The following is a 22,606-nucleotide window of genomic DNA, read 5'->3' as shown; positions in this document are numbered from 1 at the left end:
GCCCAATCACATGAAACGCGTTACACGACCGCCCGCGAGGGGCTGCGCCGTTGGCGGGAATTCCCTTGGAATTCGTTAGCTGGAAGTTAAAGATCCGTAAGCATTCTGCTGCGATCCCGCCGTCATCTGCATGCAACCGATCGTCATTAGCCTGCGTGACGTTCCAGTCAGGTACGACGCGGTAAGCTCCTCTCCGATGGGCTCGCAGCATCGCTCATCGAGTGCAGTACGCAGTAGCAATTTGGAGGAATACATCACATGGCAATCGTTCTCTATGTCGGTGGTAGCAAGGATGGCGAGAAGGGCGTGGTGCCCTATGGCTTCAGCAAATCGCGCGCCGACACCGCGCTGGGGCCGGAGTTCTACACCGAGCGGTTCATGGAACTGCAGGGTGTCGGCAAGGTCAGGCTGATGGCATTGGAAGGCATGCGTGACGAGATCGTCATGCAGCGCGCCGCCCGCCACTACCGCTGACCCTCGCAACACGCGGCAGGGCGCGCCCACCATCGCGCGCCCGCGCCGGCATCCCAGCCCCGGGCCAGTCCGAGCCCCCCTGCCAGGATGCCGGCGTCCAGACCGGCCACGCCGCTGAACCTCGTCTGCTGTCAATGTCTTGTCCGGCTCCGTCGCGGATTGCCAGAATGGGGTCTTCCCGTAACGCGGCACAGACCTGAAGCAATGCACGACGCCAAGAACGCCCAGAGCGCGCTCGCCCAGCAGATCGCCCAGACCATCGCCGAGGAAATCGGTGCCCAGCCCAGCCAGGTGCGCGCCGCGGTCGGCCTGCTTGACGAAGGTGCCAGCGTTCCGTTCATCGCCCGCTACCGCAAGGAAGTGACCGGTGGCCTGGACGACACCCAGCTGCGCAATCTCGAAGTGCGCCTCACCTACCTGCGCGAACTGGAAGACCGCCGTGCGGCGGTGTTGGCCAGCATCGACGAGCAGGGCAAGCTCACCGACGAACTGCGCAACGACATCCTCGCCGCCGATACCAAGAGCCGGCTGGAAGACCTGTACCTGCCCTACAAGCCCAAGCGCCGTACCCGCGCGCAGATTGCGCGCGAGGCCGGCCTGGAGCCGCTGGCCGATGGACTGCTCGCCGATCCGACGCAGGACCCTCAGGCCTTCGCGGCCAGCTTTGTCGATGCTGACAAGGGCGTGGCCGATACCAAGGCGGCGCTGGAGGGCGCGCGGGCGATCCTGATGGAACGCTGGGGGGAAGATGCCGCGCTGGTGGGCGAACTGCGCACCTGGCTGGGCGAACACGGCGTGATCCGCGCCCGCGTGGCCGAGGGCAAGGAGACCGAGGGCGCCAAGTACCGCGACTATTTCGAGCACGCCGAAGCCTTGGCGAAAATTCCCTCGCATCGCCTGCTGGCGCTGTTCCGCGCGCGTCGCGAGGAGATCCTGTACCTGGAGCTGGACCCGGGCAGCGATGCCGAGGCAGGCCATCAGTACGCAGAGGGGCGCGTGGCCCGCAAGGCCGGCATCGCCGACCAGGGCCGTGCCGCCGACCGCTGGCTGCTCGATGCCTGCCGCCTGACCTGGCGTGCCAAGCTGCACATGCACCTGCTGCTGGATCTGTTCAACCAGGCCCGCGAAAAGGCCGAAGCGGACGCGATCACCGTGTTCGGTGACAACCTGAAGGATCTGCTGCTGGCTGCGCCGGCGGGCCCGAAGACCGTGCTTGGGCTGGATCCAGGCATCCGCACCGGCTGCAAGATCGCAGTGGTCGATGCCACCGGCAAGCTGGTCGCCACCGAGACGATCTATCCGCACGAGCCCCGGCGCCAGTGGGAGCAGTCGCTGCAGACGATCAGGCAGCTGTGTACCCGGCACAACGTGGAACTGATCGCGATCGGCAACGGCACCGCAAGCCGCGAGACCGACAAGCTGGCCGGCGAAGCGATCAAGGCGGTCGGCAACCCGAAGCTGCAGAAGGTGGTGGTCAGTGAGGCCGGTGCTTCGGTGTACTCGGCTTCCGAGCTCGCAGCCAGGGAGTTCCCGGACCTGGACGTGTCGCTGCGCGGCGCGGTGTCGATCGCGCGCCGCCTGCAGGATCCGTTGGCCGAGCTGGTCAAGATCGAACCGAAGGCCATCGGCGTGGGCCAGTATCAGCATGACGTCGATCAGTACCGCCTGGCGCGCGCGCTGGACGCCCGCGTGGAGGACTGCGTGAACGCGGTCGGGGTGTACGTGAACACCGCCTCGGCCGCGCTGTTGTCGCGCGTGTCCGGCCTGTCGGCGACGGTGGCCGAGAACATCGTGCGCCATCGCGATGACAATGGTCCGTTCAAGCGCCGCAAGGACCTGCTGAAAGTCGCCCGGCTGGGTGAGAAGACCTTCGAGCAGTGTGCCGGCTTCCTGCGCATTGCCGACGGCGACGAGCCGCTGGACGCGTCCGCCGTGCATCCGGAAGCCTATCCGGTGGTCGAACGCATCGTCGCCAGTACCCAGCGCCCGATCAAGGCGTTGATCGGCGATGGCAGCTTCCTGCGTGGGCTGAAGGCCGAGCAGTTCACCGATGCGACCTTCGGCGTGCCGACGGTGCGCGACATCCTCAGGGAGCTGGAAAAGCCCGGCCGTGACCCGCGCCCGGAGTTCAAGGCCGCACGTTTCGCCGAGGGCGTGGAAGACATCAAGGACCTGCGCGAGGGCATGGTGCTGGAAGGCGTGGTCAGCAACGTCGCCGCGTTTGGCGCCTTTGTCGATATCGGCGTGCACCAGGACGGCCTGATCCACATTTCGGCGCTCTCCGACACCTTCGTGAAGGACCCGCGCGACGTGGTCAAGGCTGGCGATATCGTCAAGGTGAAGGTGCTTGAGGTGGATGTGCCGCGCAAGCGCATCGCGCTGACCCGGCGCCTGGACGATACCCCCGGCCAGGCCACCAGCCGCCCCGGCAGCCGTGACGAGCGTGGTCAGGGACAAGGGCCGCGGCGTGACGCAGGCGGGCCGGGCCGGAGCCCGGGGCGGGGCCAGGGCAACGGCGGTCGGCCCGCCCCCTCGGCAGCCCCGGCCAACAACGCACTGGCTGAAGCCTTCGCCCGCGCCAAGCGCAGTTGAGGAGCGTGTTCCCCGTCACGGTTGAACCGGGGCGGGGGACTTGTCGATTTTCCCCGTGATTGCGCACACTTGCGCATCTGGGGAGGCGTGTGGCCGACCCGCTGTCGCTGGGGAGGACCATGACGCCAGCACGCCCCGTCCGATTCCGTGACAGCTGCAGCGGATTGCTGCGGCCCGTGCACGCCTGCGCGGGACGGAGAAGGGCTTGATGGCGGGTCAGGGCAACAACAGCAACGATCTGCTCGAACGCCGTCTGCATGCGCTGGCCGAAGAGCGTCGGCGGCTTGCGATGATCATCGAAGGCACCGCTGCCGGCACCTGGGAGTGGAACGTGCAGACCGGCGAAATGCGGGTCAACGCGCGCTGGGCCGAAATCGTCGGCTACCGGCTGGAAGAGCTGGAGCCGATCTGCCAGAAGACCTTCGCTGCACTGGTGCATCCGGACGACATTGCGCTGTCGGACACCGCGCTGCAGGAGCATTTCGACGGGCGCAGCGATAACTACGCCTGCCTGGTGCGCATGCGCCACAAGAACGGCCAGTGGATCTGGGTCCATGACCGCGGTCGCGTGTTCGAATGGGACGGTCAGGGGCGGCCGCTGTGGATGGCGGGTGCCCACGCCGACGTCACCGAGCTGCAGCAGGCACGACAGGACGCGGCCGAGAGCCGCCAGCGCCTGCAGTCGGTGGTGGACGCCTCCGACGACGTCGCGGTGATCGCGACCGATACCGATGGCACCATCACCCTGTTCAACACGGGGGCGCAGCGCCTGCTGGGTTACAGCGCCGCCGAGGTGGTCGGCCTGCGGCGGCTGGATGCCTTCCATGAGCCGGATGAGCTGAAGGCCTGGCTGCAACCGCTGGCCGACCCGCAGGGTCGCCTGCCGGATGTGTTCGAGGCCCTCAGTGCGCATGCCGAAGGGCAGACCTATTCGCGGCGATGGACGCTGCTGCGCAAGGATGGCCGGCAACGCCAGGTGCGGCTTTCGATCAGCCGCATGGACGGCGCCGATGGCACGCGCATCGGCTATGTCGGCATGGCCATCGATATCACCGAGATCCTGCAGGCACGTGCGGAAGCACGCATGGCGGCGGAGAAGTTCGCAGGCGCCTTCACCTCGGCTGCGCTCGGCATGGCGCTGGTTTCGCTGGAAGGGCGCTGGCTGGATGTCAATGACGCGCTGTGCCGCATCCTGGGCTATGCGCGCGAGGAGCTGCTGCAGGTCGATTTCCAGCGGCTGACCCATCCGGACGATCTGCAGGCCGATCTGGCCCTGGTGCAGGACCTGCTGGCAGGCCGGTGCAGCCATTACCACCTGGAGAAGCGCTTTCTCGATCGCAACGGCAGGGTGATCTGGACGCGGCTGTCGGTATCGCTGGTGCGCAACGAACGCGGTGAGCCGGTGCATTTCGTCTCGCAGATCCAGGACATCAGCGCACAACGCAGCAGTGAACAGCGCCTGTTTGAAAGCGAGCAGCGCAGCCGCATCACCCTCGACGCCGTCGCCGACCTGGTGCTGAGCGTCAGCCTGGAGGGCCGCATCGAATATGCCAATGCCGCTGCCGTGCGCATGCTGGCCGGCGACGGCGCACAGGCGCTGGCCGGCTACAGGGTGCAGGACGTGCTGCAACTGACCACCGAGTACGCCCCCGGCTCGATGCTGGACGTGGCCGTACTGCTGGACCCGGAAAGCAACGCGGTCGACCTGCATGCCGACCTGCTGCTGCGGCTGGGCACGGCGACGGTGCCGGTGGACCTGACCCGCGCCTGGCTGCGCGACGATGAGGGCCATGTGCGCGGTGCGGTGTGGGTGCTGCGCGATGATACCCAGCAGCGTGCACGGCAGCGCGAAGCGCGCCAGCTGGCGGAGATCGATCCGCTGACCGAACTGAGCAACCGGCGGGGGTTCGAAGTCCATCTGCAGCAGGCCATCACCCGGGTCGAGCGGACAGGCCAGGCGGCATCGCTGATGTACATCGACCTGGACCGCTTCAAGCCGGTCAACGACACCTGGGGCCACCTGGCCGGCGATGCGGTGCTGTGGGCGGTGGCCAGCGTGCTGCGCCACGGCGTGCGCGATTCGGACGTGGTGGCCCGGCTGGGCGGGGACGAGTTCGCGGTGATCCTGTCCGGCTGCACGCCGCGCCGCGCGGCGCGGATCGGCGGCGAACTGCTGCAGACCCTGGCCAGTCTCTCCATTCCCTGGGACCAGCACCGCCTGCGGGTGGGCGCCAGCATCGGTATCGCACCGCTGCTGGGCGGCATGGGGGTGGACCAGGCCGTGGCTGCGGCCGATGCGCAGTGCTACAGGGCCAAGGCAATGGGACGCAACAACGTGCAGGTGCAGGGGGAAGCCGGCGAATGGCCGGCTGAGGGCGTGGACAGCGACGCCGGTGGCGGCTGATCTCAGTCTGTGAGAGGGCGGCCGCGAATACTGCGCGCACACCCACCCCGTTGGAGAGCGACATGCGTTTCTGGACCCCGGATGCCCTGCGTGCCTTCGCGCCGGCAATGGTCGGCTGGTGGCTGGCGGTAGCCGCCTGCCTGCGTTTGGAGCAACTGCACGGCGATGCCCGGGCGCAGGCGCTGCTGCCCACTCTGCAGGGCGGCGTGGTGGTGCTGCTGATGCTGACCCTGGGTGCCATCGTGGCCGCCTGCGTGCTGCTGTGGCGGTCGCGGCGCGGGGATGCGCCGGCACGCTGCTAGCCCTGGCGCTCAGTCCAGCACGCTGTTGGCATCAACCAGCCGCACGTCGTGCATCTGGTTGAGGTAGGCCTCGTAGTAGCCCTTGTGCGAGGCGCCGACGAGGGTCAGCATGCGGGTGCCCGGGTGCTGGCCCAGCACCTCGCGCATGTTGGCGACCATGCGCAGGTTGCGGGTTTCCCAGTAGCCGACGTAGTTGCGGCCGAAGCCTTCTGGCGATGGTTCGACCAGGGCCGCGCCGAAATCGCTGTTGTAGACCTGGGCGATGGTGTCGGGCGCGTTGTAGTTCCGATAGAGCGCCAGCAGGCCATCCGTGCTGCCGAGTTCGGCGTGCAGGGCCGTATCGGCGGCCCGTCGTGCCTTGCTGGCGGGATTGTTCCAGGCGTTCATGATGGCTTCGCCAGCCGCCTTCTCCAGTGCCGCAGGGGTGGGCGAATCAGCGGTGTGGTCATCGACTGCCCACAGGCGTTCCAGGCCCAGGCGTGCGGCAAGCTCGGCCGCGATCAGGCTGACTTCGTTGCGTCGCACGGCGCGTTTGTCGAGGAACTGCACCAGTTGCGGTGACAGGCTGTCTGCGGCGCGACGCTCCTGCGCCGGCAGGCGCAGCCACTGCACCAGCGCAGAGCCGTTCTCACCTGCGGCCAGGAACAGTGCGGCCAGCCGGCGACGCTGTGCGTGCGTCGGTGTGGCGGGCCATGCCGCCAGCACGCGATCGACTTCGGCATTGGCCGCTGGAACATCCAGACCGGTGGCGGCCTGGGCAGGTGCAGGATCGACGCAGTAACTTCCCACGCTCTCGGCATAGCGGGCGGGATTGCGGCGCATGAAATCGCATTGCAGTCCGGACAGGTTCTCCACCGCGATCGCCGTCGGCCGCCATGCCTGCAGGCGCTGCAGCAGCGGCTCCAGCATTGCCGGCTGGAAGGTCGGGGGCAGGCCGGACAGGTGCGGTGAGCCCAGCACCAGCACTTCGTTGACGCGGCCGGCGGGCGGGCCCTTGAGCTGTGCGGGGTTGAAACCCGGCCGATAGCCTGCATCGGCGGCCAGCGCGCCGCTGCTGCACAGGCCGAGGGCGAAAAGAGCAGCCAGGCGTGAAAACATGCGATCTCCGTGTCGATGGACGGTCCGTGGTGGGCGCATCCTTGCCTGTCCACCCCCTTGCCGACAGCCCCGATGGTCATGGCAACCTTTTCGTTGCAGGCTGCATCTAGGGGCCCGTCAGGCGCTGCAGGGGGAGGGGGCTGGACAGGGCCCGCTGCGGAGGGGCCTAAAGCCCGGAACGGAGGTGCCGATAACCTCACTGGATCCCGCTCCCGTCACCCGCTGCAGGACCCCAGGCTGCCCCGTCGGGCGGCCCGCGCAGTGTGTTCCGCCGCTCCCGGATGTCGATCGCACCCGCCCCCAGATGTTCTTGCCCGTTGCTCGAGAGGTGCCTGCCGGCACCTGTAGTCCAAGCAATTGATGTCGCCGTCGGGCATCCCGCCTGGCGGATCGCAACCGCTTACCGGACACCGAGGATCAGACAATGCTCATTCCAGGCCTTACGGCAGGCGCACAGGCGCCAGCCGAGCTGCACACCCGTTGGTCGCCGTGGCGTTCCCTGCTGGGGGCGCTGGCGGGACAGCCTCGGCCCGGCAGGGTCGACAGCGATCGCGGTCATGCCGAGCTGGCCGCCCAGGTGGCCGCACTGCATCGCGTGCAGGCGGTGATCGAATTCGATCTGGATGGCACAGTCCTGCAGGCCAACGACAACTTCCTGCAGGCGGTGGGTTATCGTCTGGACGAAATCCAGGGCAGGCATCATTCGCTGTTCGTCGATCCCGATCAGGCGTCCAGCGCCGAGTATCGGGACTTCTGGGCCCGGCTGGGACGTGGCGAGTTCGACGCCGGACAGTACCGACGGCTGGGCAAGGGCGGGCGCGAAATCTGGATCCAGGCGTCCTACAACCCGGTGCTGGACCCGCAGGGCCGGCCCTTCAAGGTCGTCAAGTTCGCGACCGACATCACCGCGCAGAAGCTGCAGGCCGCGGACTCGGCGGGGCAGCTTGCCGCCATCGACAAGTCGCAGGCGGTGATCGAGTTCAGCCTGGACGGGCACATTCTCTCGGCGAACGCCAACTTCCTCGCCGCCACCGGCTACAGCCTGGAAGAGGTGCGCGGCCAACACCATGCGCTGTTCGTGGAGCCCGAGCTTCGCGACAGCGCCGAGTACCGCCGGTTCTGGGAAAAGCTCGGGCGCGGCGAGTACGACGCCGGGCAGTATCGGCGGCTCGGCAAGGGCGGCCGCGAGATCTGGATCCAGGCCTCCTACAACCCCATCCTGGATGGCAACGGCAGGCCGTTCAAGGTCGTCAAATACGCTACCGACATCACCGCGCAGGTGCATGAGAACCAGGCCATGCAGCGTGCGGTGGCGCAGACCCGGGAGGTCGTGGCGGCGGCCAAGCAGGGCGACCTGACCCGCACCGTCGCCATTGCCGACAAGAGTGGCCCCATCGCCGAGCTGTGCGATGGCGTCAACGCGCTGGTCGAAGCCATGGCGGGCATCATCGGCCAGATCAAGTTCGCTGCCGATACCATCGCGGTCGGCGCGACCGAAATCGCGCAGGGCAACAGCGACCTGTCGCAGCGCACCGAACAGCAGGCGGCCTCGCTGGAAGAGACCGCCGTGTCCATGAAGGGCCTGGCCGATACGGTGCAGCGCACGGCGGCCAATGCGCGCCAGGCAAGCCAGCTGGCCGGCGGCGCAGCGGAGGTGGCTGCGCGCGGCGGCAGCGTGGTGCACGAGGTGGTGGCGACGATGGCCTTGATCAACGCCTCCTCGCGTCGCATCGTCGACATCATCGGGGTGATTGACGGCATCGCATTCCAGACCAACATCCTGGCGCTGAACGCTGCCGTGGAGGCGGCCCGTGCCGGCGAGCACGGCCGTGGGTTCGCGGTCGTCGCCACCGAGATCCGCGAACTTTCGCAGCGCTCGGCCAGCGCCGCCAAGGAGATCAAGCAGCTGATCGACACATCGGTGGCCAATGTCGGTGCGGGCACGGCGCAGGTGGAAAGTGCTGGCCGCACGATGGACGAGATCGTACTCAACGTGCGCAGGGTCAGTGACCTGGTCACCGAGATCAGCAGCGCCTCGCAGCAGCAGAGCGATGACATCCAGCAGATGAACCACGCGGTGGACCTGATCGACCAGGGAACCCAGCAGAACGCGGCGCTGGTCGAGGAAGCGTCCGCCGCGGCGCGCAGCATGGAAGAACAGTCGGCCCACCTGCTGCAGACCGTCGCCGGATTCCGTGTGCAGGGGGCGGCGGGCGGCGGTACCCTGCAGCATGGCGTGCCGACCCTTCGCGTGGTCTAGGCGCGCAGGGCAGGGGCCGCTGTACGTTCCGGCAAAGCCTCGCCGCGGACGCAGTTGCGGCCCGCGCGCTTGGCCCGGTACAGGGCCTGGTCCGCACGTTCGACCACGCTGTCCGGTTCCTGCCGAGCATCGGCAGCCAACCATGCCACGCCGATGCTGACGGTTACGCTGGACGGGCCGGACGGCAGCGCGGCGTCTTCGACCGCCACGCGGATGCGCTCGCCCATGGCCATCGCATGGGCCACGTCGGAGGAAGGCAGCGCAGCGATGAATTCCTCGCCGCCGTAGCGGGCGAGCAGGTCGTCACCGCGCTGCAGGCAGCCATCGATGATCGCGGCCACCGCCTGCAGGCGGCGATCGCCCTCCGGGTGTCCGTAGGTATCGTTGAGGCGCTTGAAGTGGTCGATGTCGATCATGAGCACCGCCAGGCCCAGGCCCTGGCGCCGCGCGCGCCGTTGGGCGCCCGGCAGCGATTCATCGAAACTGCGGCGGTTGCCCAGCCCGGTCAGCGGGTCACGCCGGGCCAGCGCTGCCAGCTCGTCGCGCTGGCGCTGGATGTCCACCTGGCTCAGCACGCTGCGCAGTGCATAGCCCAGCATGGCGCCGATGAAGCCCACCGTTGCCATCGTCTGGTTCGTGCGCGCCATCAGCAATGCGACCAGCATCAGCAGAAGCGGCAGCATCAACGGCACGCTGGCCTCGACGAAACGCCGCAGGTTGCGCGGGACGGGCGGCGCGGTCCTGCGCCGCGGACTGCCGGCGATCACCGCCAGCAGCAGGAACAGGCCGCTGATGAGCAGATCTGCCCATCCGCCGTCCGGGGTCTGCGGCCGATACCGGCTGACGTACTGCTCGATCAGGAAGTAGCCGAGCAGGAACAGGGTGAGGGTGCGGAAGAAGTCGCGGCGATCTGCGTTGTCCTCGGCCAGGTAGCGGATCAGCGCGAAGCTGAACAGCAGGCTGTTCTGCGTGGTGCTGATGGCGTTCAGGCCATGCGTCCACAGCGCGGTATCCAGCTGCGCAGTCGATTGCGCATGCGTGTAGTACAGCAGCCAGAGCAGGCCGATGATCGACAGGTCGACGCTGCGGACATGGCGGTTCCGGCTGTCGGCGCTGGCGGCCACGTAGGTCAGCGGGATGCGATAGAACACGTAGAGGATCAACGATGTCAGTGCGACCTGCGCCGGCCAGGCATTGGTGATGCCTGGAAACAGCAGTGGCAGCAGTGCGACCGGAAACAGGCTGACGGCGAAAGCGAAGGTCCTCCATTTGCAGGCGGCGTGGCTGTCACGCGCACGGCGCACGCATGCCATGGCCGCCAGCAGCGGCGCGGCGCTCGACATCAGGAACGAACCCACCGGATCTCCAGGGCCTGCCAGGCCGACGACGAATGCATGCGTGACCAGAAAAAACAGTGCAGCCGGCAACGTCATGCATTCCCCCGCCCCCAGGTACGGCCAGTCACGATAGGCAGATGCGCGTGCGCCTTGCAAGAATTCCGCAGCGTTGGCCTGCTGGCAACGTTGTCAGCTGCGGCGCGCACGGTGGCGGCGCTGGGCGGTCGCCGCGCGGGAGGGGCGACGCAGGTGACGGGCCGGAAATGCAGAAGGCCAGGTCGTGGACCTGGCCTTTGATGCATGGTGCCGGTGAAAGGACTCGAACCTTCATGGGGTTGCCCCCGGCTGATTTTGAGTCAGCTGCGTATACCATTCCGCCACACCGGCAGGCAGCGGGTGATTTTACCCGAGGTCGAGCGCACTTTCATAGAGGCTGCCCGGCGCGGGACGATTGCGGCCGAATCTGCCGGCATTGCCCCCGTGATCGCTATACTGCGCCGGCGTGATATGCACAGGAGCGGGAATCGATGGCGGCGTTGCAGGACCTGCGGGTACTGGTGGTCGAGAACGACGAGATGAGCGCGGCCCTGCTGCAGATGCAACTGGTGCAGGCCGGTGCACAGGTGGTGGGGCTGGCTGCGAGCGTCGGCGAAGCGCTGAGGCTGCTGGAAGAAACCACGCCGGACGTGGCGCTGCTGGACTATCGCCTGGCCCACCAGGAAACCAGTGAGCCGGTCGCGGCGGCGCTGGCCGCCCGCGGCGTGCCCTTCGTGCTCGCGACCGGCATGTCGGCGGAGCAGCTGCCACAGGCCATGCAGTCGGGTGTGCTGCTGGTCAAGCCCTACCTGTCCGCGGAGCTGTCGCAGGCGCTGGCCCGCGCGGTCGGGCATTCCAGCGCCCGCGCCTGATCCAGGCGCGGTGGCCGGACGATCCGGCCGCAGTGCGTGCTCAGGCGGACTCCTCGAAGACGTAACGGATCTCCTCGCGATCGTCGAGGATGCGGTATTGGCTGGCCAGATCGCCAGGTTCCGGATTGAGCCATGCATCGAGGTGCTCGGGCCGGATCGGCACGATGCCGCGATCATGGCCGGCGGCGGAGATATCGGCCGGCGGCGTATCGGTGATGGTCGCAAATGAGAGGAGGCGTCCTTCGGGGCCGTCCCACTCGGACCAGAGGCAGGCTACCAGCAGGTCGCGGGGCGGGTCGGGGCGGAACTCAAGGACCACATCTCCCATCCTGTCATCAGGGGCCGGTGCGCGTCCGCCAACCGCGTGCCGGGACACGTGTTCGTAGAAGGCCTGGATGACGACCACGCCATGACGCTGCCCGAAAGCGCCGCGCCAGTAGCCTTCCAGACTGTCACGGCGGGCGTTGTAACTGCCCGGATAGAGCACGTCGTTGCGCGCGGGCGCATCCGGCAGACGGCACCGGTAGCGCATCGGTTTGATCACCCGTTGCCCGTTCTCGCTCACCATCACCGGCGCGTAGGTGCCGGGGAAAATGCGGTTGTCGCGAGGCAGCAGCTGCACGCGATGCAGGTCGTCGAGCCGGGTCTGCGCGCGATCGATGCGGTTGCCGGCGATGCGCAGCTCGTTGCGCGCCTTCAGTGTGGGACGGGTGGCCAGGGCTGCGATTGCGATGTCGCGGCGTTCGCGCTGCTGGGCCAGCTCGGCTTCCAGCGTGGCCTGCTCCTGTGCATGCCACCGCTGGATCCGGGCCACGATGTCGCGGCCGAGCTCCGTGCGCGCGCCAGCGAAGCCGTCATCCATGGCCTTGGGCGTCCTGGGTTGCTTCTTGCCGGGGTCGTACGCGTACAGCTCGGCGAACTCCTCCAGCGACAGCACGGCACCGAACTCGCGCACCAGCTTGGCGTAGTCGGCCCGGATCAAAGCGGAGTAGCACATGCGATATCTGTCGGGGTGAGTCGCGGCGGCTGCGACGCGGATGCGGCAGGATAGCCTGACACTCAGGGAGATTCCGCATGAACGATCCGGCCCATTGCCATTTCCGTGAAGGCGTGCCCACGGTCGAGGCCTATTGCCAGCTCCGGGCGCTGGCCGGGCTCAGCGCCAAGACCGCCGAAGCGGCTGCACGTGCGCTGCCCAATACCCTGTTCGGTGTCTGCGCCTATCAGGGCAGTGAGCTGGTGGCGATGGGCCGGATCGTCGGCGATGGCGGCTGCCACCTGCAGGTCTGCGATATCGCCGTGCTGCCGCGGTTGCAGGGGCAGGGACTGGGCAAGGAGGTGATGCGGCGTCTGGACGAATGGATGCAGGCCAACCTTCCGCCTTCGGCCTATGTGAGCCTGCTCGCCGATGGCGAGGCACATCGGTTGTATGCGCAGTACGGATTCGCGCCGACGGCGCCAGCCTCGATCGGAATGTATCGACGCTTCTGAAAAGAAAAACCCCGGCCGAAGCCGGGGTTTTCAGAAATTGGCGTCCCCACGGGGATTCGAACCCCGGTCGCCACCGTGAAAGGGTGATGTCCTAGGCCTCTAGACGATGGGGACGCACGAAAACTTCAAGTTGTAGAACCTTCGACGGCCTGATGTCGAAAGTGGTGGAGCCAAGCGGGATCGAACCGCTGACCTCCTGCATGCCATGCAGGCGCTCTCCCAGCTGAGCTATGGCCCCATGAAACCAGGATGCCTGCCGGGAGCAGGGTCCTTTTGAAACTGGCGTCCCCACGGGGATTCGAACCCCGGTCGCCACCGTGAAAGGGTGATGTCCTAGGCCTCTAGACGATGGGGACGCAATTCTCATCAATGTTCTTTAGCGACCTTTCGACGGCCTAATGCCGAAAGATTGGTGGAGCCAAGCGGGATCGAACCGCTGACCTCCTGCATGCCATGCAGGCGCTCTCCCAGCTGAGCTATGGCCCCACGTCGCTGAGGAGCGAAATAATAGCGATGCCCCCTGGGGTTGGCAAGCATTTGTTGCACTTTTCTTCACGTCCGCGGCCGGGTGCGCCATCGTTCCGCCGGGTGCCTGGTCACTCGCCGTCTTCGGTCAGCGCCGCCAGGATCGGGCAGTGCACCAGCGCACCGTGGCCAGGGCAGGCCTCGACCAGTTGCGACAGTGCCGCATGCATGCGCTGCAGTTCGTTCATGCGCTGCTCGATGTCGCGCAGGCGCGTCCGTGCGGTGTCACGCACGCTGCCCATGTCGTGCTGGTGCTGGTCGCTCAGTGCGAGCAGTTCAGCGATCTCCTCCAGGCTGAAACCCAGCGCCTTCGCACGGCGGATGAAGCGCAGGCGACGCAGGTCCTGCTCGCCGAAGATGCGGTAGCCACCGGCCGAACGTGCCGCGATGGGCAACAGCTGCTGGCGCTCGTAGTAGCGGACCGTATCGATCGGGACGCCGGCCCGGCGCGCCAGCTGACCAATGTTCATGACGGAATTCCTCGGGTTTCCGGTCGCCATTCTGAAGCCTTGAGTCTGGTCCAGGGTCAATGCGATGTGTGAGATACGCATCCAGTGCACTTTGCAACTTTCTTCATAGCCTCGCCGATGGAGCACTTTCTACCCTGCACCTGAACCGGTCATTCGCTGGCCAGAACCGAGGAGGTGCACCGTGGAGGGAATCAGGAGCGAGGGGTTCGTTGAAGTGGGGGTGGTCGAGTACCCCGGTGGCGACCCGTCGGCAGCATCGGTACTGGCTGAAATGGCACATGTGGCCAATCGCGTGGCGCAGCAGCAGCGGCGCCCGTTCAAGCGGGTGCTGGTGACCCGCTGGATCGTGCCGGCCAGCCGCAGCGGGGTACATCGCATCGCGGGCGCGGACATGCTGGACGCGGCCATTCCCGCGGTGATCGCGGTTCCGGGCCAGGTCAGTTCGACGGCCTCTCTTCGTACCGATGAAATCCTGCTCGACTGGCTCCGTGCGCACTACGACGGCGGCAGTCTGCTGGCGGCCGCGGCGGATGGGGTGAGCGTATTGGCCCGGGCCGGCCTGCTGGCGGGCCGGACCGTGTCGGGTCCGGATCTCAGCCGCCATCCCGGACTGGTGGCGCAGGCTGTCAGCTGGGTACCCAGCGAACGCGCACTGGTGGACGATGGTGATCTGCTGACCGTCGCAGGTGTGCAGGCATGGCGCTTTCTCGGCCTGCGACTGCTGCACCGGCTGTTCGGTCAGGGCGTGGCCAGCGCGGTGGCCACGCAGCTCGCGATCACCGTTCCGGAACCGATCCAGCAGGATCTGGAGCGCTTCAGCGCCAACTTCGCCCATGGGGACCGCGACGTGCTGAAGGCCCAGCGCTGGCTGCACACCACGGCGGCGCGCGGCGCCACGCTTGCTTCGATCTGCGAAGTGGCAGGGCTGGAGCCGCGCACTCTGCAGCGCCGCTTCCTCAGAGCGACCGGGTTGCGTCCGATCGAATACTGCCAGCGACTGCGGGTGGCCAAGGCGCAGACATTGCTGCAGCAGGGGGCGGGTATCGATGAGGTGGCCTGGGGGGTCGGCTATGCCGATCAGAGTGCGTTCCGGCGTCTGTTCCTGCGCATCGTCGGCATGACGCCGGCGAACTATCGACGTCACGTCAGCAACAAGCGCCGCGAACGCCCGCTGCTGCCCTCCGTGGCAGGGAGCCTGCGCGGATTGGCGCCGGCGCCGACGCCGGGCATTCAGATGGGGCGCAGCGCGGCTTGACGATTGACGGTCGGTCGTCGCGCTTGCATCGCAGGCGCGACGCTTCGACCATGCGGTCAGTCGATCGTTGAGTGGGTGTAGTGATGTCCAGCGTTGGGCCGGTGCCGATGCCGGTCGTTCTGATTCTGATCTGTGTACTGATTGCGATGACGATCGCCCGGCTCTGGCCCGGTCGCCGTGCGCAGGGACCGCAGCCTTCGGCGGCCGGCATGGTGCTGGATATGCTGCTGGTGGGGCTGCTGTGTGGCCGCATCAGCTTCGTCGCCGTCAATGCGGCGCTGTATCGCGACTCGCCATGGAGCGTTCTGCAGATCACCGATGGCGGATACCACCTGGTCGTCGTGCTGATGGCTGCGTTGGCGTGGGGATTGTGGCGGCTGCGTGGACATCCCGCGCTGCGCCGGCCGGTACTGGCAGCAGCGCTGGCAGGTACGCTGCTGTGGGGCGCAGCCACTCACGGCGTGTCCGGGTGGCAGGCGCGGCATATGCCGCTGCCCAGGCTGGAGGTGATGGACCTGCAGGGCCGTGTCATCGATCTGCAGCAGTTCCGCGGGAAACCCGTGGTCGTGAATCTATGGGCAACGTGGTGTGGTCCGTGCCGACGTGAAATGCCCGTGCTGGCAGCCGCGCAGGACGCACATGACGATGTGCGGTTCGTGTTCCTCAATCAGGGAGAAAGTCTGGACGAGGTCCAGGGTTTCATTGCCGGCGAACGCCTGCAGCTGCGCAACGTGCTGCTGGATGACGATGCTGCCGCATCTGCGGCGCTCGGGGTGCAGGCGTATCCTTCCACCCTGTTCTTCGATGCTGACGGACGCCTGCAGGAGCTGCATCTGGGTGAACTGACCATGGCAGGGCTTGAACACAAACTGCGCCGGCTGCGGTAGCCTGCGCTGGCATCCCACTATGGAGTTCCCATGTCGTTGATTTCCCTGCGCACCGTTCCTGCGGTGCTGTTGCTGCCGGCCCTGCTGGCCTTGGCCGCCTGCAGCCAGGCGCAGACGCCACCGGGCAAGGCAGGAGCTGCGCCGGCAGCCGGTGCGCCGGCCTCCGCTGCCAAGGGGGATCGCCCGGCGGTCCTGAAGGGCATCGAGAAGCATGGTTTCGAGGTCGTCGCCGAGTTCGACGCACCGGGTGGGCTGCGCGGCTTCGCCGGCGTGGTCGGTGGCCAGCAGCCTGCCGCCGCTTACGTGACCGCGGACGGCAAGCACGTGGTGGTAGGCAGTCTGTTCGATGCCGAGGGTAACGATGTCGCCGCTGATGCAGTGGAAAAGCTGGTGGCCGCGCCGATGTCGGCCAAGATGTGGAGCAAGCTGGACGCCAGTGCGTGGGTGCGGGATGGCAAGGCCGACGCACCGCGCGTGGTCTACACATTCAGTGATGCCAACTGCCCGTACTGCCACAAGTTCTGGGAGGCGGCACGCCCATGGGTGGATGCCGGCAAGGTGCAGCTGCGTCATGTGATGGTCGGTGTGATCCGCGAGGACAGCCCGGCCAAGGCGGCCGCGATTCTGGCCGCACGCGACCCCAGCGCGGCGCTGCTGGAGAACGAGCGCCAGTTCGACCGCGGTGGCATCAAGCCGCTGCCGAACATCAGCCGCGAGATCGCGGGGAAGCTGGATGCCAACCAGGTCCTGATGATCGAGATGGGCTTCCAGGGTACGCCGGGGATCCTGTTCCAGGATGCGCAGGGCCAGGTGCAGCGTCGCTCCGGTCTTCCACAGGGTGCTGATCTGCAGACGGTGCTGGGTCCACGCTGAAAAGTGATCCTGCATGCAGGCTGTCATCGACAGGCCCGTACGGAAACGTGCGGGCCTGCTGCGTTTGCATGGCCATGACGGCGTGAACTGCTGCGCAGTGCTTGTTCGCCGTCACGTCTGAATCGTGACTGAGATCAAGCATCGTGCCTTGATTCCAATCAAGGCCAAAAACGACATGCGCACTAGCCTGTGATGCATGAAATACAGCGATATCGCTTCTGCACTGCTGCACACGCAGGGCTCTCCCCAGAGCATGCCCGCATCGCAATTCACGACACTCTCACTCTGCGCTTGCTACCCAGACTGCTCCGGTCGCTGCCTCATCGGCGGTGCGAACCTGCCGGCGACCGTCTGTCTTAATCGCAGTATCCGTATTTCCAGCAACGGCGGAGCGAAGCCAGGACGGCGCACGCGTGCGGTCCGGCATCGCGTGGCGAGTGTTCGTGCACGGGGGATGCAATGCGCATGGCAGTACTGAGTCTTGCCTGCCTGGCCGCGCTGGCCGCTGCGCCGCTGCAGGCGCAGGCGGTTGCCGACGACGACGCGCAGGCGTTGCGCCGTGAGATTGCGGCGATGCGACAGGCCCTGGAAGGCATGCAGCAACGCCTGGACCAGCTCGAACGGCATGATGCGGGCGTCGCGCCTGCTGCTACGGCTACGCCCGTGTCCCCAGCTCCGGCGACGACGGCCGCCACATTGCAGCCCACCCGCGTGCCCGGCGTGGCGCAACCGGTGCTGCCGGCGCGCGAATCAGTGGCGGACCCGTCGACGGCCGCCTCGCGTCCAGACAACGCTGCCAGCCCCACCGACGCGGATCTGAAAGGCTTCTTCGCCATCCCCGGAACCGACACGGTCATCCGCATCGGCGGCTATGCCAAGCTCGATGCCATCGCCGACTCGCGCCGGGCGGGGGACGAGGACCAGTTCATCCCTTCATCGATGCCGGTAGGGGACAGCCATCGCGATGTTTCCAACTTCAACATCCACGCCAAGCAGACGCGGTTCAGCTTCGAGGCGCGCCGGCCGACCACGCACGGCAACCTGCGCTTCTATCTGGAGAATGATTTCTTCGGCAGCAGCGATGGATACCAGTTCCGCCTGCGCCACGCCTATGGGCAGCTTGGCAATACCTATGCCGGTTATGGCTACTCCAGCTTCATGGATGCCGACAGCCTGCCCGATACGCTGGATTTCGCAGGCCCGGGAGGTGCTGGCTACCTGCTGGTGGCCGGCATCCACCACAGTTTCGCGCTGGGCAAGGGAAGCACGCTGACGATCGCCGCCGAAGACCCGGAGACGGAACTGGCCGGGGCCAGCGAGACGCTGGCGGCGGTGAACCGGCTGCCGGATGTCACGGTAACCGCGCGCATGGAGCGCGATTGGGGCCACCTGCAGATGGGTGCGGTGGCCCGCAGTCTGGCCTATGACGGCCAGGACCAGCGCGACCGGCGCATCGCCGGCGGCCTGCAGCTCAGTGGTTCTGCTTCCGTGGGCGCGCGCGACCTGCTGCTGTTCGGCGTGCTGGGCGGCCGCGGCCTGAGCCGCTACACCGCTGATCTGACCGGCTCCGGCCTGGATGCCGTGGTGGATGCGGACGGTCGCCTGGAGGCACTGGATCTGCACGGCGGCTTCGTCGGTTACACCCATTACTGGTCCGATCTGTGGCGCTCGAATCTGATTTTCGGACAGCTCACGCTGGAGCGGAACGCCGCTCTTGCCAGTGACGCGTTCCGGCAAAGCCGTTACGGCGTCTTCAACCTGATCTGGAGCCCCGCGCCCTCGTGGACGATGGGCATGGAGCTGCTTTACGGCCGCCTGCAGCAGCAGGACGGTGCACGCGGCGACACAGTAAGAGTGCAGGGCAGCCTGCAGTACAACTTCATCAAATAGGCGCCAGCGGCAGCACGCCAGCGCAGCCAACCCCCATGCCCGGCGCAACCGGGCTGATGCCGGTACAGGAGATTGTCATGGCAGAAGCAAAGAAGATCGGTGTGGTGGGAGCCACCTTCCTCGTCGCGGGCAACATGATGGGCTCAGGCGTATTCCTCTTGCCCTCCAGCCTGGCCAAGATCGGTACCGCCTCGATCTGGGGCTGGCTGATCACCACGGCGGGTGCGCTGCTGTTGGCGTTCGTGTTCGCCAAACTGGGCAAGCTGGCCCCGAAGGCCGGCGGCCCCTATGCCTATGCGCGCGACTGGTTCGGCCCCTACATGGGCTTCCAGACCAATACCATTTACTGGTTCGCCAACTGGATCGGCAATGTCGCCATCCCGATCGCGGCGGTGGGTTACTTCAGCTACTTCTTCCCGATCCTGTCCGAGCCGCTGGTGCGCTGCATCGCGGTCCTGGTGCTGGTGTGGGCGCTGAGTTTCGCCAACGTGATCGGTCCGGCCTTCGTCAGCCGCGTGCAGACCGTCACCACCAGCTTCGCGCTGGTGCCGATCCTGGGCATCGCCATCTTCGGCTGGTTCTTCTTCGATGCCGACATCTTCAAAGGGGCCTACAACGTCTCCGGTGAATCCAACTTCGGTGCGATCTCCAGTGCAGCCGCACTGACGCTGTGGGCGTTCATCGGCGTGGAGTCGGCGTCGGTGACCGCCGGCGTGGTCGAGAACCCGGAGAAGAATGTCGCGCGCGCTACGCTGGCCGGCGTGTTCCTTGCGGCCATCGCCTACATCGCCAGTTCGTCGGTGATCATGGGCATGGTCCCCAACGGTGAACTGCAGACTTCGGACGCGCCGTTCGCCTTGGCGGCGGCCAAGGCCGTGGGGGGGTGGGGCGGTGCGCTGGTCAGCCTGTGCGCGTTCATCGGTGCGGCCGGCTCGCTCGGTGGCTGGATCCTGCTGACCGCACAGAGCGCGAAGGCCGCATCGGATGATGGCCTGTTCCCGAGCATCTTCAGCAAAACCAACAAGGATGACGTGCCGGTCAAGGGCGTGCTGATCGTGGCGGTGCTGATGACGCTGGCCGTGCTGGTCACTTCCACCTCGGAAACGGCATCCGCGCAGTTCGATGTGATCACCTCGGCCGCGGTGGTGCTGACCCTGCTGCCCTACATCTATTCCTGCGTGGCCTGCTACTTCGTGGTCGAACGCTCGCACACCCTGGTGCATACCGGCGCGTTCTGGACCTTGACCAGCCTCACCGTCGTGTACTGCCTGTGGGCGATCTATGGCTCGTCGGGAACGATCGTGCAGTACGCCTTCCTGTTCGTCCTGTTCATCACCGTGTTCTATCCCTTCTTCAGCGAGGAGCGCCGCCAGCAGCGGCAGCGTGCCCGCGAGGCGGCGGCGATTTCTGCCGGCGCGCAGCATTCCTGATTCGGACAAGGAGAAACAACGTGTATTTCAAGTCATTGGACTATCCGATCATAGTCATCGACGGTGATTACGACTCACCACGCATCGGCGGCATCCTGATCCGCGCTCTGGTGGAAGAGCTGCGCAGCAACGACCAGCGCGTGCTGTGCGGGTTGAACCTGGATGATGCCCGTGCAGGAGCACGCACCTATGTTGCGGCGTCAGCCGTGCTGATATCGATCGATGGAAGCGAGGAAGTCGATGGCGAGTTCCAGCGCCTGACCGCGTTCCTGCGCGAGCAGAGCGCGCGCCGCGCGAACCTGCCGGTCTTCCTGTACGGCGAACGCCGCACCATCGAGAAGGTACCGAGCAAGCTGCTCAAGTACATCCACGGCTTTATCTTCCTGTTCGAGGACACCAAGAACTTCATCTCCCGGCAGGTGATGCGGGCCGCTGAAGACTACATGCAGCACCTGCTGCCGCCGTTCTTCAAGGCACTGATCCATCATGCCGCCGAGTCGAACTACTCCTGGCATACGCCCGGCCACGCCGGTGGCGTGGCCTTCACCAAATCGCCGGTTGGCCGTGCATTCCACCAGTTCTATGGCGAGAACACGCTGCGCAGCGATCTTTCGATCTCGGTGCCGGAGCTGGGATCGCTGCTGGACCACACCGGGCCGATCAAGGACGCCGAGAACGAAGCGGCCCGCAACTTCGGCGCCGACCATACGTTCTTCGTGACCAATGGCACCTCCACGGCCAACAAGATCGTATGGCACGGCACGGTGGCGCGGGGCGATGTGGTGTTCGTCGACCGCAACTGCCACAAGTCGCTCCTGCATGCGCTGATCATGACGGGCGCGGTACCCGTGTACTTCACGCCCAGCCGCAACGCGCACGGCATCATCGGCCCGATCAGCCTGGACCAGTTCACTCCGGAATCGCTGCAGCAGCGCATCGCCGCGAACCCGCTGGCGAGCAAGGCATACACGGCGGGCTCCAAGCCGCGTATCGCCGTGGTCACCAACTCCACCTACGATGGCCTGTGCTACAACGCCGAGAAGATCGCCGACGAGATCGGCAGTGCGGTGGACTTTCTGCACTTCGATGAGGCCTGGTATGCCTACGCGGCATTCCATCCCTTCTACGAGAACCACTACGGCATGGCCAAGGGCAAGCCGCGCGAGCAGGATGCGATCATCTTCACCACGCACTCCACCCATAAGCTGCTTGCCGCGTTCTCGCAGGCCTCGATGATCCATGTGCGCAACTCGGCACAGCGCAATCTGGATGCGGAGCGTTTCAACGAATCATTCATGATGCACACCTCCACCAGCCCGCATTACGGCGTGATCGCTGCCTGTGATGTCGCGTCGAAGATGATGGAGGGCGAGGCCGGTCGCTCGCTGGTGCAGGAGATGCACGACGAGGCGATCGCATTCCGGCGCGCCATGCTGCATGTGCGCGACGATCTCGGCCGTGATGATTGGTGGTTCAGCGTATGGCAGCCGACCAAGGTCGAGCGCAGCCTTGACAAGGGCGACACGCCGGCGCCGATGGTGGCCAAGCGGGAGGAGTGGTACCTGCAGCCGGATGGGCACTGGCATGGTTTCGAGAATCTGGTGGACGACTATGTGCTGATCGATCCCATCAAGGTGACCCTGCTGACCCCTGGCCTGTCGATGGATGGTGGAATGGGCCGGCTGGGCATTCCAGCGGCGGTGCTGAGCAAGTTCCTGTGGGGTCGTGGCATCACTGTGGAGAAGACCAACCTCTACTCGGTGCTGTTCCTGTTCTCGATGGGGATCACCAAGGGCAAGTGGAGCACGCTGGTCACCGAGCTGATGGCGTTCAAGGAGCTGTATGACCGCAACGCCCCCCTGAGCCAGGCGCTGCCGACGCTGGCGGCGGACTATCCCGTTGCCTACGCTGGCTGGGGACTGCGCGACCTCTGCGATGCGCTGCACGCCTTCAACCAGGAGTTCGCAGTGGCCCGGGTAATGCGCGAGATGTACGTGGACCTGCCGACGCCGGTGATGACCCCGGCCGATGCCTACAACCATCTGGTGAAGGGGGAAATCGAACGGGTGGACATCGAACAGCTCAGTGGCCGCATCGCGGCGACCATGCTGGTGCCGTACCCGCCCGGCATTCCCACCATCATGCCGGGCGAGCGCTTCGGTGCCAGCGATGAGCCCATCATCGAGTCGCTGCGCATCGCACGCGAGCAGAATGCGCGCTTCCCGGGCTTCGAGTCGGACGTGCACGGACTGATCATCGAGCACGACGGCGAGACCGTTTCGTACAAGGTGGAAGTGCTGAAGGCCTGAGCCACTCCGTGGTCCTCCGCACGCGTCGCGGTGCGGAGGACTGCCAAGGAGGGGGCCCGGTGCACCGTCGCGTTGATCCGGTTGCCGCATCTGGCAGTGGT

17 protein-coding genes and 5 tRNA genes are annotated in these 22,606 nt (G+C 66.4%); 13 read left to right on the top strand and 9 right to left on the bottom strand.

What is annotated here, in order from left to right:
• Positions 1–258: 258 nt before the first annotated feature.
• The 4 genes from ACVOJ1_RS18130 to ACVOJ1_RS18115 all read left to right on the top strand — a co-directional run bounded on the left by ACVOJ1_RS18130 (position 259) and on the right by ACVOJ1_RS18115 (position 5,772).
• Positions 259–474, top strand: coding sequence for a hypothetical protein (locus tag ACVOJ1_RS18130; RefSeq protein ID WP_005410085.1), 216 nt, complete (start codon positions 259–261; stop codon positions 472–474).
• A 204-nt stretch (positions 475–678) separates the two neighbouring features.
• Entirely contained in the window at positions 679–3,066 is a 2,388-nt protein-coding gene (locus ACVOJ1_RS18125; protein WP_346480739.1) for a Tex family protein, read from the top strand.
• A gap of 208 nt (positions 3,067–3,274) precedes the next feature.
• Positions 3,275–5,470 (top strand): PAS domain S-box protein, encoded by a 2,196-nt coding sequence (locus tag ACVOJ1_RS18120; RefSeq protein WP_346480738.1) that lies wholly within the window; start codon positions 3,275–3,277, stop codon positions 5,468–5,470.
• 62 nt (positions 5,471–5,532) lie between these two features.
• Entirely contained in the window at positions 5,533–5,772 is a 240-nt protein-coding gene (locus ACVOJ1_RS18115; RefSeq protein ID WP_053517894.1) for a hypothetical protein, read from the top strand.
• Positions 5,773–5,781: 9 nt separating this feature from the next.
• On the opposite strand, the gene ACVOJ1_RS18110 is transcribed toward ACVOJ1_RS18115, so the two are convergent.
• On the bottom strand, positions 5,782–6,870 hold the full coding sequence (locus ACVOJ1_RS18110; protein ID WP_346480737.1) for a DUF5694 domain-containing protein: 1,089 nt from the start codon (positions 6,868–6,870) through the stop codon (positions 5,782–5,784).
• 424 nt (positions 6,871–7,294) lie between these two features.
• Between ACVOJ1_RS18110 and ACVOJ1_RS18105 the strand changes: the two genes are divergently transcribed.
• Complete coding sequence (locus ACVOJ1_RS18105) at positions 7,295–9,130, top strand: methyl-accepting chemotaxis protein (protein ID WP_346480736.1); 1,836 nt, start codon at positions 7,295–7,297, stop codon at positions 9,128–9,130.
• Here the strand turns inward: ACVOJ1_RS18105 and ACVOJ1_RS18100 are convergent.
• Both ACVOJ1_RS18100 and ACVOJ1_RS18095 read right to left on the bottom strand, forming a co-directional pair.
• Positions 9,127–10,563: a GGDEF domain-containing protein gene (locus tag ACVOJ1_RS18100; protein WP_253120153.1), complete on the bottom strand. Its 1,437-nt coding sequence runs from the start codon at positions 10,561–10,563 to the stop codon at positions 9,127–9,129. The genes ACVOJ1_RS18105 and ACVOJ1_RS18100 overlap by 4 nt on opposite strands.
• Positions 10,564–10,768: 205 nt before the next feature.
• A tRNA-Leu gene (locus ACVOJ1_RS18095) sits at positions 10,769–10,854 on the bottom strand.
• 140 nt (positions 10,855–10,994) lie between these two features.
• Between ACVOJ1_RS18095 and ACVOJ1_RS18090 the strand changes: the two genes are divergently transcribed.
• Complete coding sequence (locus tag ACVOJ1_RS18090) at positions 10,995–11,375, top strand: response regulator (protein ID WP_053520434.1); 381 nt, start codon at positions 10,995–10,997, stop codon at positions 11,373–11,375.
• A 40-nt stretch (positions 11,376–11,415) separates the two neighbouring features.
• Here the strand turns inward: ACVOJ1_RS18090 and ACVOJ1_RS18085 are convergent, their stop codons facing one another.
• Positions 11,416–12,372, bottom strand: coding sequence for an SOS response-associated peptidase family protein (locus ACVOJ1_RS18085; protein WP_111185980.1), 957 nt, complete (start codon positions 12,370–12,372; stop codon positions 11,416–11,418).
• Positions 12,373–12,449: 77 nt separating this feature from the next.
• On the opposite strand from ACVOJ1_RS18085, the gene ACVOJ1_RS18080 reads away from it, so the two are divergent.
• Positions 12,450–12,866 (top strand): GNAT family N-acetyltransferase, encoded by a 417-nt coding sequence (locus ACVOJ1_RS18080; protein ID WP_053520436.1) that lies wholly within the window; start codon positions 12,450–12,452, stop codon positions 12,864–12,866.
• A gap of 38 nt (positions 12,867–12,904) precedes the next feature.
• On the opposite strand, the gene ACVOJ1_RS18075 is transcribed toward ACVOJ1_RS18080, so the two are convergent.
• From ACVOJ1_RS18075 to ACVOJ1_RS18055, 5 genes are all read right to left on the bottom strand, one after another.
• Positions 12,905–12,980: transfer RNA gene (locus ACVOJ1_RS18075), tRNA-Glu, on the bottom strand.
• 48 nt (positions 12,981–13,028) lie between these two features.
• Positions 13,029–13,104: transfer RNA gene (locus ACVOJ1_RS18070), tRNA-Ala, on the bottom strand.
• 42 nt (positions 13,105–13,146) lie between these two features.
• Positions 13,147–13,222 (bottom strand) — tRNA-Glu (locus ACVOJ1_RS18065).
• A gap of 54 nt (positions 13,223–13,276) precedes the next feature.
• A tRNA-Ala gene (locus ACVOJ1_RS18060) sits at positions 13,277–13,352 on the bottom strand.
• 110 nt (positions 13,353–13,462) lie between these two features.
• A complete protein-coding gene (locus tag ACVOJ1_RS18055; protein WP_346480735.1) occupies positions 13,463–13,861 on the bottom strand; it encodes a heavy metal-responsive transcriptional regulator in 399 nt (132 codons plus the stop codon).
• A 181-nt stretch (positions 13,862–14,042) separates the two neighbouring features.
• On the opposite strand from ACVOJ1_RS18055, the gene ACVOJ1_RS18050 reads away from it, so the two are divergent.
• The 6 genes from ACVOJ1_RS18050 to ACVOJ1_RS18025 all read left to right on the top strand — a co-directional run bounded on the left by ACVOJ1_RS18050 (position 14,043) and on the right by ACVOJ1_RS18025 (position 22,505).
• Positions 14,043–15,116, top strand: a complete 1,074-nt coding sequence (locus ACVOJ1_RS18050; protein WP_065182735.1) for a GlxA family transcriptional regulator — start codon at positions 14,043–14,045, stop codon at positions 15,114–15,116.
• Between the two features lie 83 nt (positions 15,117–15,199).
• Positions 15,200–16,003: a TlpA disulfide reductase family protein gene (locus tag ACVOJ1_RS18045; RefSeq protein ID WP_128990824.1), complete on the top strand. Its 804-nt coding sequence runs from the start codon at positions 15,200–15,202 to the stop codon at positions 16,001–16,003.
• Between the two features lie 30 nt (positions 16,004–16,033).
• Positions 16,034–16,876 carry a thiol:disulfide interchange protein DsbG gene (gene dsbG / locus ACVOJ1_RS18040; RefSeq protein ID WP_053517670.1) on the top strand — a complete coding sequence of 281 codons (843 nt, stop codon included), beginning with the start codon at positions 16,034–16,036 and terminating at the stop codon, positions 16,874–16,876.
• A gap of 459 nt (positions 16,877–17,335) precedes the next feature.
• Complete coding sequence (locus ACVOJ1_RS18035; RefSeq protein WP_262100790.1) at positions 17,336–18,766, top strand: DcaP family trimeric outer membrane transporter; 1,431 nt, start codon at positions 17,336–17,338, stop codon at positions 18,764–18,766.
• A 77-nt stretch (positions 18,767–18,843) separates the two neighbouring features.
• Positions 18,844–20,196 carry an arginine/agmatine antiporter gene (adiC, locus tag ACVOJ1_RS18030; RefSeq protein ID WP_053517667.1) on the top strand — a complete coding sequence of 451 codons (1,353 nt, stop codon included), beginning with the start codon at positions 18,844–18,846 and terminating at the stop codon, positions 20,194–20,196.
• A gap of 20 nt (positions 20,197–20,216) precedes the next feature.
• Positions 20,217–22,505, top strand: a complete 2,289-nt coding sequence (locus ACVOJ1_RS18025) for an Orn/Lys/Arg family decarboxylase (protein ID WP_111185977.1) — start codon at positions 20,217–20,219, stop codon at positions 22,503–22,505.
• Positions 22,506–22,606: the final 101 nt, after the last annotated feature.

Source organism: Stenotrophomonas sp. STEN225, from assembly GCF_056756445.1.
The sequence above is the reverse complement of the archived record's forward strand: the minus strand, read 5'-3'. Positions and strand labels throughout refer to the sequence as shown.

Coding starts and splice junctions, on each gene's coding strand:
- ACVOJ1_RS18115 (WP_053517894.1), top strand. CDS start 5,533: ATGCGTTTCTGGACCCCGGATGCCCTGCGTGCCTTCGCGCCGGCAATG.
- ACVOJ1_RS18055 (WP_346480735.1), bottom strand. CDS start 13,861: ATGAACATTGGTCAGCTGGCGCGCCGGGCCGGCGTCCCGATCGATACG.
- ACVOJ1_RS18035 (WP_262100790.1), top strand. CDS start 17,336: ATGCGCATGGCAGTACTGAGTCTTGCCTGCCTGGCCGCGCTGGCCGCT.
- ACVOJ1_RS18120 (WP_346480738.1), top strand. CDS start 3,275: ATGGCGGGTCAGGGCAACAACAGCAACGATCTGCTCGAACGCCGTCTG.
- ACVOJ1_RS18085 (WP_111185980.1), bottom strand. CDS start 12,372: ATGTGCTACTCCGCTTTGATCCGGGCCGACTACGCCAAGCTGGTGCGC.
- ACVOJ1_RS18080 (WP_053520436.1), top strand. CDS start 12,450: ATGAACGATCCGGCCCATTGCCATTTCCGTGAAGGCGTGCCCACGGTC.
- adiC (WP_053517667.1), top strand. CDS start 18,844: ATGGCAGAAGCAAAGAAGATCGGTGTGGTGGGAGCCACCTTCCTCGTC.
- ACVOJ1_RS18090 (WP_053520434.1), top strand. CDS start 10,995: ATGGCGGCGTTGCAGGACCTGCGGGTACTGGTGGTCGAGAACGACGAG.
- dsbG (WP_053517670.1), top strand. CDS start 16,034: ATGTCGTTGATTTCCCTGCGCACCGTTCCTGCGGTGCTGTTGCTGCCG.
- ACVOJ1_RS18100 (WP_253120153.1), bottom strand. CDS start 10,563: ATGACGTTGCCGGCTGCACTGTTTTTTCTGGTCACGCATGCATTCGTC.
- ACVOJ1_RS18130 (WP_005410085.1), top strand. CDS start 259: ATGGCAATCGTTCTCTATGTCGGTGGTAGCAAGGATGGCGAGAAGGGC.
- ACVOJ1_RS18125 (WP_346480739.1), top strand. CDS start 679: ATGCACGACGCCAAGAACGCCCAGAGCGCGCTCGCCCAGCAGATCGCC.
- ACVOJ1_RS18110 (WP_346480737.1), bottom strand. CDS start 6,870: ATGTTTTCACGCCTGGCTGCTCTTTTCGCCCTCGGCCTGTGCAGCAGC.
- ACVOJ1_RS18105 (WP_346480736.1), top strand. CDS start 7,295: ATGCTCATTCCAGGCCTTACGGCAGGCGCACAGGCGCCAGCCGAGCTG.
- ACVOJ1_RS18045 (WP_128990824.1), top strand. CDS start 15,200: ATGTCCAGCGTTGGGCCGGTGCCGATGCCGGTCGTTCTGATTCTGATC.